This is a genomic window from Paucibacter sp. KBW04 (assembly GCF_003852425.1).
Classification (GTDB): Bacteria; Pseudomonadota; Gammaproteobacteria; order Burkholderiales; family Burkholderiaceae_C; genus Paucibacter_A.
Window position 1 is genome coordinate 291563 of record NZ_QAJN01000008.1, and the last position, 11589, is coordinate 303151.

General features: G+C 66.2%; 11 protein-coding genes. 6 read left to right on the plus strand and 5 right to left on the minus strand.

Annotated elements, in window-relative coordinates; all coding sequences use genetic code 11:
- Nucleotides 1-35 precede the first annotated feature (35 nt).
- Nucleotides 36-233 (plus strand): oxidoreductase-like domain-containing protein, encoded by a 198-nt coding sequence (locus DBR47_RS11030; protein WP_124449873.1) that lies wholly within the window; start codon nucleotides 36-38, stop codon nucleotides 231-233.
- Nucleotides 234-249: 16 nt separating this feature from the next.
- On the opposite strand, the gene DBR47_RS11035 is transcribed toward DBR47_RS11030, so the two are convergent.
- On the minus strand, nucleotides 250-2286 hold the full coding sequence (locus DBR47_RS11035) for a DEAD/DEAH box helicase (protein ID WP_124449875.1): 2037 nt from the start codon (nucleotides 2284-2286) through the stop codon (nucleotides 250-252).
- Between the two features lie 8 nt (nucleotides 2287-2294).
- Nucleotides 2295-2555, minus strand: coding sequence for a helix-turn-helix domain-containing protein (locus DBR47_RS11040; protein WP_124449877.1), 261 nt, complete (start codon nucleotides 2553-2555; stop codon nucleotides 2295-2297).
- A 106-nt stretch (nucleotides 2556-2661) separates the two neighbouring features.
- Here DBR47_RS11040 and DBR47_RS11045 point away from each other — a divergent pair, with 106 nt between their 5' ends.
- Both DBR47_RS11045 and DBR47_RS11050 read left to right on the plus strand, forming a co-directional pair.
- On the plus strand, nucleotides 2662-3138 hold the full coding sequence (locus DBR47_RS11045) for a bacteriohemerythrin (RefSeq protein ID WP_124449879.1): 477 nt from the start codon (nucleotides 2662-2664) through the stop codon (nucleotides 3136-3138).
- A gap of 13 nt (nucleotides 3139-3151) precedes the next feature.
- Nucleotides 3152-3895 (plus strand): class I SAM-dependent methyltransferase, encoded by a 744-nt coding sequence (locus DBR47_RS11050; protein WP_124449881.1) that lies wholly within the window; start codon nucleotides 3152-3154, stop codon nucleotides 3893-3895.
- A 6-nt stretch (nucleotides 3896-3901) separates the two neighbouring features.
- Here DBR47_RS11050 and DBR47_RS11055 read toward each other — a convergent pair whose 3' ends face one another.
- Nucleotides 3902-5590 (minus strand): TonB C-terminal domain-containing protein, encoded by a 1689-nt coding sequence (locus DBR47_RS11055; protein ID WP_124449883.1) that lies wholly within the window; start codon nucleotides 5588-5590, stop codon nucleotides 3902-3904.
- A gap of 326 nt (nucleotides 5591-5916) precedes the next feature.
- On the opposite strand from DBR47_RS11055, the gene DBR47_RS11060 reads away from it, so the two are divergent.
- The 3 genes from DBR47_RS11060 to DBR47_RS11070 all read left to right on the plus strand — a co-directional run bounded on the left by DBR47_RS11060 (nucleotide 5917) and on the right by DBR47_RS11070 (nucleotide 8741).
- The gene (locus DBR47_RS11060; protein ID WP_231512263.1) at nucleotides 5917-7302 is read left to right on the plus strand and encodes an ankyrin repeat domain-containing protein; all 1386 of its coding nucleotides are present in this window, start codon (nucleotides 5917-5919) and stop codon (nucleotides 7300-7302) included.
- Between the two features lie 102 nt (nucleotides 7303-7404).
- The gene (locus DBR47_RS11065; protein WP_197047002.1) at nucleotides 7405-7845 is read left to right on the plus strand and encodes a MarR family winged helix-turn-helix transcriptional regulator; all 441 of its coding nucleotides are present in this window, start codon (nucleotides 7405-7407) and stop codon (nucleotides 7843-7845) included.
- Nucleotides 7842-8741 (plus strand): alpha/beta fold hydrolase, encoded by a 900-nt coding sequence (locus tag DBR47_RS11070; protein ID WP_124449887.1) that lies wholly within the window; start codon nucleotides 7842-7844, stop codon nucleotides 8739-8741. The genes DBR47_RS11065 and DBR47_RS11070 overlap by 4 nt, the downstream gene beginning before the upstream one ends.
- Nucleotides 8742-8773: 32 nt before the next feature.
- Here DBR47_RS11070 and DBR47_RS11075 read toward each other — a convergent pair whose 3' ends face one another.
- Nucleotides 8774-10183, minus strand: coding sequence for a DUF2130 domain-containing protein (locus tag DBR47_RS11075; RefSeq protein WP_124449889.1), 1410 nt, complete (start codon nucleotides 10181-10183; stop codon nucleotides 8774-8776).
- Between the two features lie 213 nt (nucleotides 10184-10396).
- A complete protein-coding gene (locus DBR47_RS25485; protein WP_124449891.1) occupies nucleotides 10397-11536 on the minus strand; it encodes a zf-TFIIB domain-containing protein in 1140 nt (379 codons plus the stop codon).
- Nucleotides 11537-11589 lie beyond the last annotated feature (53 nt).

The following is an 11589-nucleotide window of genomic DNA, read 5'->3' on the forward strand; positions in this document are numbered from 1 at the left end:
AGCAGGGTAATTAGTGCCGCGAGACAATTCCCGCCATGAATTCCCCCGCAACACCTGACCCCGATCCCAAGCCTCAGCCGCCTGTGCAGCCCGACCTCGATGCCTGCTGCGGCAATGGCTGCGATCCCTGCATCTTTGATTTGTACGACTTGGAGATGGACGGCTACCGGCGAGCACTGCGGGCTTGGGCGGCAAGGCACCCTGAAGCTGAGGGGTCGGCGCCGGCCGCCTGAACAAACCGGCGGGTGCTCACGTGGCCTCAGCCGCTTTCTTCCTCCAAAACCCCACATCAATCGCCTGGCTCGCCCCGCTGCGTTCGTTGACGAGCCAGAGCGCTTGGCCGTCGGGGCTGAGGTGGCTGACTTCGCCGGTGTGGCGGCCGGCGCTGACGCGGCGGCCCAGGGCGTTGGCGGGGAAGTTGGGCTGGCGGGCCAACTCCAGCAAAGGCGTCACTTCGCGCGCATCGCCGGCCAGGCGCAGGCGCTGCAGGATGGCGGCGAGCCAGGGGTTGCTGGCGTCGGCCGGTGACAGATAGACGATGACCTTGGCCTGGGCGCGGCTGAGTGCCACATTGATCAGGCGCTGCGCTTCCTCGGTCTGCAAAAAGGGCTGGCTGCCGTCCGCCGGGTCGAAGAGCAGCACCGGCGCCTCACTGCCCTGGGCGCGGTGCACGGTGCTGACCTTGACGGACTCGGGCACGCCGCGCGCCCGCAGGCGCTGGCGGATCAGGGCGCGCTGGGCGCGGAAGGGGGTGAGCACGATCAGCTCCTGGGGCTGCCAGGCGCCGGCTTCGCCGCTGGCGCCCAGGCCCAGCGCGGCGGCCACCGTCGCGGCAATCGCCTCGGCGGATTCGGCGCGCACCGGCCCGCGCTCGGCGGCGGACCAGGCGCCGTCGTTCTTCACCTGATGCACATGCACATGCGTGTCCGCAGCGATGCTGCCCAGGGCGCGGTGGCGGGCCTGGGCCCAGGCGGGCGAGGCTCGCGCATCGGCCGCCACGCGCAGGGCACCGTCGTAGAACAAATCGCTGACCAGCTCGCTGATGGGCCCGGCCATGCGGGACTGCTCGTCCAGCAAGGCGACTGAGGGGCCTCGAAGGGGCTTCTCAGAGAACGCTGATCTACCCAGCCATTTACGCGCAGCCCGGTCGGCGCTGCGCTGCACGGGCGAGAGCTGCTGGGGGTCGCCCGCAAACAGGCGGGCGCGGCCCAGCGGCATCAGGGCCAGGGCGTGGGCGAGGCTGACCTGGCTGGCCTCGTCAAACACCAGCAGGTCAAAGGGCGGCTCCTCATCGGCTGAGAGTTCGCGCAGGGTTTTGAGCGTGAAGGCGGCGCGCGTCGTCGTCATGCTGGCCAGGCGGCAGCGTTGCAGCACTTGCAGGCTGGAGGCGCGCAGCTGCTCGCGCAGATCGGCCACGCGGTCGGCCCAGGCTTTGAGGGCCGCCGCGTCGCGGGCCGTGGGGCGAGCGGCTTCGGCGCGAGCCAGGGCGGCGATCAGGCCTTGGTCCTCGGTGGGGATCAGGTGCTCGCGGCCGGCATAAGCGGCGGCGTCGAAGCGGGTGCCCAGGCGTTGCACGGCGGCGCGGCAATGCTCGCGCCGGCCCTTTTGCAAGGCCTTGTCCACGGCCAGGGTGGCCAGATCCACCGCCTGGTTGGTGGTGGACAGCAGCAGCACGCGGGCCTGCGGGCGCGTGTCCAGATACTCGGCCAGCAGCACGCCCAGGGTGGTGGTCTTGCCGGTGCCGGGCGGCCCCCACAAAAAGGCGCTGCTGTGCTCAACCAGGCTCAAGGCCTGGCGCTGGGCACTGCGCAGCCAGCGAAAGGGCGCGCCGCTCAGGGGCGGGGCGGCGCTGTTGAGCGCCTGCGGCTGAGCCAGATCGGGCAGGCAGGCCAGGGCGCGTTCGGCCCAGGGCGTGTCCCACCAAGCATCGGCCACGGCGTTCAGAAATCGGGTGGGGTAGAGGCGGATCAGGCAGTCTGGCCCTGGCGGCGGGCAGCTGGCGTTTTGCAGCACGAGTTGGTCGTCCTCGGGCACCAGGGCCAGCACGCTGGCGCCGCCCTTGACCGGCGCGCCCCACCAGGCGGAGGCGCCGTCCAGGCTGTCGTCGAGCAAGGTCTGGGCTGAGCTTTGGCCGGGGCGCTGGCCTTCGGCGAACACATAGCCAGGCTCCAGCGTGACGCGCCAGAGCGAGCCCTCGCGCTCGCTGCGCAGCACCTTGAAGTCGTAATACTCGGGCGTGGCCGCCAGCTCGGCGTTCAGCGCCGCCCGCAACTCGGCCAGCAGCACGGGCGGGCTCAGGGTTTTTCGTCAGCGGCCTGCAGCTGGACCTTGACGCCGTAAAGCGCCAGCATGCCCAGCACATGGCCAATGGCCACGCCGGGCTCGCCTGATTCGATGCGGCCTATGGTTTGCACATGCACGCCCAGGAGCGCAGCGGCCGCGGCCTGGCCCTCGCCCGCACGGCCACGTGCCAGTTTGGCGGCTGCCCCCATGTCCTTGATCGCCTGGAGGGCGTCACCGTCAATGTCTACAGAAATCCGTTTACCTTGAGCCATGGGGCGCATTGTCGCCGCATGTGAGCGAGCGAGAAATTGCCGGTGCTCCTAACGCTTCATCTGGGCGGAGATTGGTGCTCAAATCAGGGCGCACCAGGAGATTCAGATGTATATCCACTGGACCCCCGATCTCGAAACCGGCCAGCCCTTCATCGATGCTCAGCACCGTATGCTGCTCTTCCTCTTTCGCAAGATGGATGTGGCGATCAAGACGCGGGCCACGGAGTCCACGCTGAAGAACATCATCGACGAGTTGAAGCGTTTTGTGCGCTTCCACTTTGCCAGCGAAGAGAACCTGATGCGTGAGACGGCTTACCCGCATATGGCCAATCACGAGGCGCAGCACGAGGACTTGCTGGTCAAGCTGGACCTGGTGGCCCAGCGTGTGCTGACCCGCCACGAGTTCCCCGAGGACATGCTCTACTTTCTGAATGAGTGGCTGACTAACCATATCGCCAAGCATGACCAGGACATCGCCCGCCACATCCGCGCGGCCGCGCATCGACCCATCGGCGAATTCGCCTACTTTGAATACCTGGCCACGCCCGGCAGCAGCCACACCGACTTTGGTACGGATGTTTGAAAACAGTTCCAAGATGACGCTGACAACACAAGACGACGCCTGTTCATTGCAAGACTTCAGCAGCCTGAGCGAGGCGGAGCTACGCGCGCTGGACACATCGCTGCAAGCACAGGACAGCCCGCGTTGGGATGCCTTCTACCAAGACCGTGCCAAGCCCATACCCTTCTTCGGCGAGCAGCCGGATGAGAGCCTGGCCGCTTGGCTTGATGACGGGCACTTCCCCGTCAACCGAGGCCGGGCCCTGGACCTGGGCTGCGGCAATGCGCGCAATGCCATCCATCTGGCGCGCAGCGGCTTCCAAGTCGAGGCGCTGGATTATTCCGCCCAGGCCATCGCCTGGGCGCGGGAGCGGGTGGCGGCGTCGGGTACCGAGGTGACGTTGCGGCAGGGTGACTTCTTTGAGCTGGCGCTGCCCGAGGGTGCTTACGACCTGGTCTACGACTCGGGCTGCTTCCATCACATCGCCCCGCACCGGCGCGCTGGCTATGTGGCGCGGGTGCTGCGCGCGCTCAAGCCTGGCGGCCACTTTGGGCTTTGCAGCTTCCGCCCCGAAGGCGGCAGCGGCTTCAGCGACGCCGAGGTCTACGCCCGCCACAGCCTGGGCGGTGGCCTGGGCTATAGCGAGGCGCAACTGCGCGCCCTCTGGTCCCCGGCGCTGCAGCTACGCGAGCTGCGCCAGATGCGCAAACCCGCCGCCGACAGCGGGCGCTTTGGTGAGACCTTTTTGTGGGTGATGTTGGGGCAGAAGCAGGCTTGAGCTGCGTCACTGCAAACGAATCGCCATATCGAAATGCCAGCTGCGGCGGATCTCGATCACGTCGTAATCGCGAGCCAGGGCGGGCGTGAAGGCCGGGTAATTGGCCTGGCTTTGAATGATGCGCTGCACCGCCTCATCAATCGCCGGCACACCGCTGGAGCGGACGAAGGTGATGGATTCAACCGAGCCGTCGGCGCGTATCGCCACCGTCACCAGTGGGTCGACATGGGGCTGTTTGGCCGCCTCGCGGACCATCTCGAAAGTCCGGTTGAGTTGAATCTTGCGCGCCCATGCCTCGGCGTAGAGCACCATCTCGGCATTCGAGTCGATGCGGCCGAATAGGCGGCCCCGGCGCAAGGGGCTGGCCGAGGGGCCGGCCAGCGGACCTTGGCGTTTGGCGGCTGCGGCGGCCTCGGCGGCGGCGCGTTTGTCGGCCTCTTCGTTCAGTTGGCGGCCTATGGCCCTGAGCTTTTCTTCGCGCAAATCGGCTTCTGCTTTGATGGCCTCCAGGCGCGCGGCCTCGGCCCTGGCGGCCTGACTGCGGGCGGCTTCTTGCTGGGCCGCTGCTGCTGCGGCGGCGGCAGCGGTTTGGCGTGCCGCCGCTTCCTGTCGTGCGGCCTCCTGCCGGGCGGCCTCTTGTTTGGCGGCATTGGCTGCTGCCGCAGCTGCCGCCGCGGCTTGTCGTGCGGTTTCTAGCCTGGCCGTCTCTAGCCGCTCGGCCTCGGCTCGCGCTGCGGCCTGTTGGCGGGCCACTTCCTGCCGGGCCGCTTCTTGGCGTGCGGCTTCAAGTCGCGTGGCTTCTGCCCGCGCAGCTTCCAGCCGGCTGGCTTCGACGCGCGCCGCTTCTTGCTGGCGAGCCGCCTCCAGCCGCTCGGCTTCCTGCCTAAGCGCTTCGGCCTTGGCGGCCAGTTGGCGGGCGGCTTCTTGCTTGGCGAGCTCCTGTTTGAGTGCCTCTTGTTTGATCGCCTCTTGCTTGGCCGCTTCCTGCCTCAGTAATTCCTGCTTGGCTGCAGCGGCCTGGCGCTCTGCTTCGAGCTTCAGCAGCAGTTGCTGTTGCTGTTGCTGTTGCTGCAATTGCAGCCTTGCTTGAGCCGCGGCTTCTTCGCTGAGATCGGGTGGGGCGGAGGCTGCGGCATGGGGGCTGGATGCGCTGGGTACCGGGCTCAAGGGCGCGGGCGGCACGACCCAGCTGGCTTGCTCGGTCTTGGCCATGGCAATGACCGGGGGCGGGACGGGCGCCGGTGGCGGGGCAGGCGCAGCGGCTGCTTCGCTGAGTTTTTCCCTTGGCAAGCCTTTGAGCGCAGGCGCTGGGGTCGGAACCGGCGCGGCTTGCTCGGGCTGGGCCTGGGCTTGCACCGTGGTGAGCGGTGCGAGGCGAGCGCTCATCTCGCCTGGGGCGGGCGCTGGCTCGGGTGCGGGGGGCGGCGGATCTGTCTGCGCTGCGGCTTCGGCGGGCAAGGGCAGGGCCGCGGTCGCGCCGGTTCTGGGCGGAACGAGGATCACCCGCAGATCTGGCACCTCGGCTCGCCGCTCTTGCCAGGGCAGGCTCAAACCCGGCAGCCCCATGTCCTGGCCGCCGAAGGAGAGGCTGAGGATCAGCCCGTGCACCGCCAGCGAGACCAGCAGAGCCAGGCCCGGGCGGCGGCGATCCGCGCGTGTGCTGCTCGCACTTGAGTCGAGGGCAAGCGTGCTCATCGAACGTGCAAGTCCAAGCTTGTACGGGCTCGAGGTCTGACCATGGCAAAGAGTCCTGGCAGTGAGCGGCGGGTGAATTGCATGCGCCCCATTGTCAGGTCCAAACGGCGGATTTCTGGTGACGATTCGGCCGTCTTGGCCGCTCGAACAGGGGATGCATTGGCCTCGGCACATCGCTTCTTGTGCTGCTGCGGCGCAGCTGGCATGGCTTGGTCATAATCCGCCCGACGATCTGTGCCTCGCCGCTTGGCCGCGCAGCTCGGCATGTGTATCCAGGCTCGGCGATTGCCAGGTGATCGCCATCGCAGGAGTTCGACTTGGCCCGTGTGTTTCTCAGCTATAGCCGTGTGGACCGCAGCCGTGTGGCGCCCTTGGCGAAGTTTCTACAGGAGCAGGGCCATGTCTTGTGGTGGGACTCCGTTATCGAGCCTGGCGATGAGTTCGTGGGCAGGATTCACGAGGCGCTGGAGGCTGCGGAGTTTGTGCTGGTGGTCTGGACCCGTGCCTCCCTGGCCAGCCGCTGGGTACGCGATGAGGCCGAGGAAGGGCTCAGGCGCGGCATTCTGATTCCCTTGCTCTTGGACGAGATCGAGCCGCCGCTGGGCTTTCGTTCGGTGCAGGCGGCCCAACTGAGTCAATGGCGCCCGGGTGAGGCGCATGCGGAGATGGCGCAGGTGCTCGGGCGTTTGAGCGGTCGGCAGCTGGGCGCTCGGCCAGCGAACCTCCAGCCCAAGCGGCGGGCTTGGGCACTGCCGTTTGCAGCGGTGTCCTTTCGAGGCCAGCGCTGGGCGTGGATAGCCGCTGGGGTGGCCGGTTTGGGTTTGTTGGGCCTTGCTTTCTGGCCCGCAGAGGGCCCCGTCGCGGGGGCGAGCGGCGACAAGGACGGGGCGGGTCAGCTCGCAGACGCAAGCCCACCCGCCAAGGCCGGGTCGGCCGTGGCCGAAACTGCGGCTTCCGCACCCGTTTTGCCCGCGCCGCCGTTGGAGGACATCAAGGTCGAGTTCACAGCTGAGCGCTTTCCCTACGCGGCTGCCGCCGGGAATATGGAGGCCGTGCAAGACCTGCTCAAACGAGGCGCCTCGGTGCAGCAAAGCAATGTGGATGGGCACACGGCCCTGCATCTGGCCGCGCGGGCTGGCAATCTGGAGATGGTGCAGTTGCTCGTCGCCAAAAAGGCCACGATTGACGCCCGAAGCAAGGCCGATGAAACCCCGCTGTATCTGGCTGCCGAAGAGGGGCGGACGGCGGTGCTCAAGTTCTTGCTCGGCAAGAATGCCAACCCGAACGCAGCCGCCTCGCAAGGCGGCGCGCTCTTCACCAGCTACTACGAATCCCCCTTGGCTGCGGCGGTGCGCGGCGGCCATAGCGAGATCGTGCAGCTCTTGGTCGCCAGCGGCGCGGCGGTGAATGCGGAGTCAAGCAGCAATGCGGGCCTGGGTACGCGGGCCTATACCGATCCTTTGACGGCAGCTTTCCGGCGCGGGGACTTGGCCGTGGCCGAGTACCTGCTCAAGCATGGCGCGAAGGCGGAGGACAGTCACCTCATGAGCGCCGTGAATGCGGGCGCCTCCCTCGCCTTGGTTCGTGCTTTGCTGCAGGCCGGCGCAAGTGCGGATGCGCGCGACTATCAGGGCCAGTCTGCCTTGAAGCTCGCCCAGGATGGCAAGCGGGCCGATCTGGTCGCCTTGCTTCGGTCCAGCGGCGCCAAGTAAGACACCAGGAAAGTCCCTTCGCAGCCACGCCCGAGCGCTGGGTTCTGCGCGCATCTGCAAGCCTGCATATACTTCGCATGCGAAATAAATCTGGAGAGCGCCTTGGCCCGACCCCGTCTTGTCTTTTTGCTGGGCAGCGCCCAGCGTCGGCTGCAGCAGTGGATGGCCGCCGAGCAGGCCCGTGCGGCGCGGCAAGGGCAAAGCCCGCCGTCGCCTGTGCAGGGCGGCCTGCTCTTCATCCTGGCCCGGCAGGACGGCGTGACCATGGGCGAGATCGCCCAGCAGCTGGATCTGGCGCCCTCGGCCGTGTCCGGCTTGGTGCAGCGCATGGAGGCGCTGGGCTGGCTGAGCCGGCGGGCCTGCGAGCTGGATGCCCGCACCCAGCGGGTCTGGCTGACCGAGGCCGGGCGCGCGCAGATGCCTGCGCTGCGCAAGGCCTTGGGCCATGTCAACGAGCGGCTGACGCAGTCCTTCAGCGAGGCCGAGCTGCAAACCGTGGCGCGCTGGCTGGAACATGTTCAAAACCTGGGAGTGGATGAATGAGCACGATGAGCCAAGCAGCGAAGGCGCAGCCCAAGCCCGAGCCTGTGGATTTGCTCTGTGCCGACGGCCAGCGCCTGCAAGCCCATTTCTTCGCCGGTCGTGGCAAGCCACAGTCGCTGCCGGTGTTGATCTCGCCTGCGACCGGGGTGAAGCAGCATTTCTACTGGCGCTTTGCCGACTGGCTGGCCGGCCACGGCTACGAGGTGATGGTGTTTGACTACCGCGGCATCGGCCTGTCACTGGAAGGCAAGCTCGCGGCCAGCTCTGCGCAGCTGGTGGACTGGGGCCGCCAGGATCAGGTCGCCGCCCTGCAATACCTGCTCCAGCGCAGCGGCGCCGAGCAGGCGGTGCTGGTGGGGCATAGCGCGGGCGGGCAGATGATTGGCCTGCTGCCCAACCACGAGTGCATCGCCCGCCTGGTGGGCGTGGCCGCTTCCACCGGCTGGTTCGGCGGCATGCGGCCCGCGTTTGCCTTGAAGGCCCGGCTGGGGCTGCGCCTGCTGGCACCCTTGGGCGCGCAAGTCTTGGGCTATGCACCGACCTCGTGGTTAGGTCTGGGCGAGAACCTGCCGGCCGGCGTCGCCCGCCAATGGGGCCAGTGGTGCGCGGCGGGTGGCTACGCCACCAATGCCGTGCGCCTGCAGGCGGCACCGGACTTCCATGCCCAGGTGCGCACGCCCATCACGGTGCTCTATGCCTCGGATGACGATATCGCGAACACGGTGACCGTCCAAGACCTGCTGCGCACCCTGCCTGCGGCCGCCAGCGCGGCCCACAAAATCCACCCGCAAGACCACGGCCTGCAGAGCATCGGCCACCTGGATTGGTTCCGCCAGTCTCATCAAGCGCTCTGGCCCTTGATGCTGAATGCGCTGCGGGGCGAGGCGCTGGCCTGAGTGGCCGTGCCCTCGATCAATCAGCTACTCACTCACTCGGGAATGCCAGGGCCGCGATCCTTCAGCTCCGCGAATTTGGCCGCCATGGTCGGGTTGCCTCGGGTCAGCTTCTTGATCGTCACGTCCTGCGCCTTGTCATTCGCCAGGCGCAGATTCCGGTCGGTGCCCAGGAGCGCGTCCTTGGTCTTTTGCAGGTGGTCGATGGACTTGTCGATCTCTGCAATCGCCTTCTGAAAATGCCCCGAGGCCAGGTCGTAGTTGCGCGCGAAGGCGGCCTTGAAGGTGTCTAGCTCGGTCTCGAACTTGGTGATGTCGATGTTCTGCGCCTTGACCAGGGCCAGCTCTGATTTGTATTTGAGCGAGTTCATCGCCGCATTGCGCAGCAAGGTGATGATGGGCAAGAAGAACTGCGGCCGCACGACGTACATCTTCGGGTAGCGGTGGAACACATCGACGATGCCGGTGTTGTAGAGCTCGCTCTCCGGCTCCAGCAATGACACCAGCACCGCGTACTCGCAGCCTTTTTCATTGCGGTCCTTGTCCAGCTCCTTGAGGAAGTCCTCGTTGCGGTTCTTGCTCGCCGTGCGGTCGCTCTCGTTCTTCATCTCGAACATGATGGAGACGATTTCGGTGCCGGCCTCATCCAGGTCGCGGAAGATGTAGTCGCCCTTGCTGCCTGTGCGTGCGTCGTTGTCTTTCTCGAAATAGGCTTTCGGAAAGGCCGTCGCGCGGATGCGGTTGAACTCGGTCTCGCAATGCTGCTCCAGCGTCTCGCCCACCATCTTGGTGGACAGGCGGGCCTTCATATCGCGCAGGCGCTCGATGGCATCGTCGCGGTCCTTGATCTGCGTCTCATACCTGTCCTTGAGGGACTTCTCCGCCAGTTGCTTCTCCAGCGCGGCACGCTCCAGCCCGTTCTTCAACTCGTCGCGCTCCTTCAGGACCGGGCTGACCGCTTCCGAAATCGCCAGCTGCTGGGTCAGCGCCACCGCATCGAGCTTGGCCTTCAAGGCCTGGATCTCGGCATCTTTGGCGGCGGCTGCTTTTTGCAGCTCGTTCATCAGCAGGGCCTCGGCCAATTTGGACGCGGCCTGTTGGTCTTGCTTGGCCTGCGCGAGCTCGTTCGCGAGGCTGTCGCGTTCCTTTTCGATGGCGCTGGTTGCCTGGGCCACGGCCAGCTTTTGCGCGACCTCCTTGGCATTGAGCGTGGCCTGCAGGCCTTGAATCTCGGCCTCTTTCGCGGCGGCGGCCATCTTCAATTCGCTGGCGAGCTTGGTCGTAGCCAGCTCGACGGCATTGCGCTTGTCCTGCTCCGCCAGCTCCAGCCGTTCATGCAATTGCTGCTCAAACTCACCGTCTCGTACCTGCTTCAAGATGTCGGCATAGCCGGTCTCGTCGATCTTGAAGGCCTTCCCGCAGTGCGGGCACTTGATGTCTTGCATGGTTTGGCTACTCCCGCCCTTGTTCGATTCCGCTCATGCTACGGCCTGAGGCGTCCTTGCCTGTACCCGCCCGCATCATGGAGGCAACAAGATTCGAGCTGTGGCAGCGTCAATTTCACGGCTCAGGCCCTCGATCAACGGTGACGCAGACCGGGCATGCTGCCAGTACAGCGGCACGTCCAAAGGGCTATCGGGTAGCTGGCTGCGGACGGCTCAATCGTCTAGCAAGCCGGCGACGAGGCCCAGGCCTACGCGGAACAGGTCCACCGTCAGGAAGCCAACGGCCGGGGCGGGCGGGCGGCCGTCTTCGCGTTGCGCGCGGGAGCGCTCCTTGGCCAGCGCGACGAGCGCGTCGGCCACGTCGGTTGGCTGGCCCCAGCTCTGCCGCGTCGGCACCTGGGCGTAGTTCTGCAAGGCTTTCTCGACGGCCTGCGGGTCGAGCAGCGACAGCGCCGAGCGGCAGTGCGCGCACGCGTCTTCCTTGCGCAAGTCCACCGGTGCGCCGCAGTTGCTGCAGTTGATGACGCCAACCTTGGCGGCGATGTCTGCGATCTCGGGCTTGGTGAGCTGCCGCACGAAACCTTTCTCGATCATGAAGGAAGAGAAGCTGCTGAAGCGCCCATGCCGGCTCTCGCAGCGGTGCGTGATGTAGCGGCCGGTGCGCACAATGTCGAAGCCCTGCAAGAGCCTGGTCTGGCAATGCGGGCAGCCCAGGCGCTGTGCCAGCGGCTGGTGCTGAGCGTCGCGGTGTCGGTGGATTTCCTTGAACATCGTCGCGATGGCTTCGGGCGCCAGCTTGAGGTTCTCCATGTGGTCGAACCAAAGGCCCTGGCAGGCGAAGCAGAAGTCGATCTCCACCTCGCCTCTGTATTGGCCGGGAAGGACATGCACCTGCATCGCGTCACCGCAGGATGGGCAGGGTCTGGCGAAGGGAGCTGGCATCGTTGGAATAGAGGTGGCGTGCTGGCGCCGATTTTGGCGCCGTTTTGCAACCGAGGGATGTCGCCGCCGGTGATGTCCGGCGCGTGGTGTAAGTTCGCAGCACAGAGAGGCTGAGGTGCGCGGGAGTAGCGCCTCGCGGAGGTCAATCACGAGGGCCCGCTGACGGTCAGCCTCCGCACCAATTGCTTCCGCCAATTCTTCGGTGGATTCCTGGGGTGTGTGGCGCTTTACTTCTTCTTTCCCAGTTATCCCTCTTCTTTCGGCTCGGTTCCACCGCGAGCGAATCGAAAAGTTCAGAGAAGCACGAACAAAGTTCAGAGTTGATTGGTTTTCGACACCCGAACCAATGCCTCCCCGCCCCAAGCCGCCAACAAATGCCGCCCCGGGCATAACTTCATTCGGCAAATGCATAAACCCGGGTTCCCCGCGAGTTACGGCATGGTTACATTGGGGTGACAATCGAA

What these genes read in the sequence shown, in the direction of transcription:
- DBR47_RS11030 (WP_124449873.1), top strand. Translation starts at nt 36, where the DNA reads ATGAATTCCCCCGCAACACCTGACCCCGATCCCAAGCCTCAGCCGCCT.
- DBR47_RS11040 (WP_124449877.1), bottom strand. Translation starts at nt 2,555, where the DNA reads ATGGCTCAAGGTAAACGGATTTCTGTAGACATTGACGGTGACGCCCTC.
- DBR47_RS11045 (WP_124449879.1), top strand. Translation starts at nt 2,662, where the DNA reads ATGTATATCCACTGGACCCCCGATCTCGAAACCGGCCAGCCCTTCATC.
- DBR47_RS11050 (WP_124449881.1), top strand. Translation starts at nt 3,152, where the DNA reads ATGACGCTGACAACACAAGACGACGCCTGTTCATTGCAAGACTTCAGC.
- DBR47_RS11055 (WP_124449883.1), bottom strand. Translation starts at nt 5,590, where the DNA reads ATGAGCACGCTTGCCCTCGACTCAAGTGCGAGCAGCACACGCGCGGAT.
- DBR47_RS11070 (WP_124449887.1), top strand. Translation starts at nt 7,842, where the DNA reads ATGAGCACGATGAGCCAAGCAGCGAAGGCGCAGCCCAAGCCCGAGCCT.
- DBR47_RS11075 (WP_124449889.1), bottom strand. Translation starts at nt 10,183, where the DNA reads ATGCAAGACATCAAGTGCCCGCACTGCGGGAAGGCCTTCAAGATCGAC.
- DBR47_RS25485 (WP_124449891.1), bottom strand. Translation starts at nt 11,536, where the DNA reads ATGCATTTGCCGAATGAAGTTATGCCCGGGGCGGCATTTGTTGGCGGC.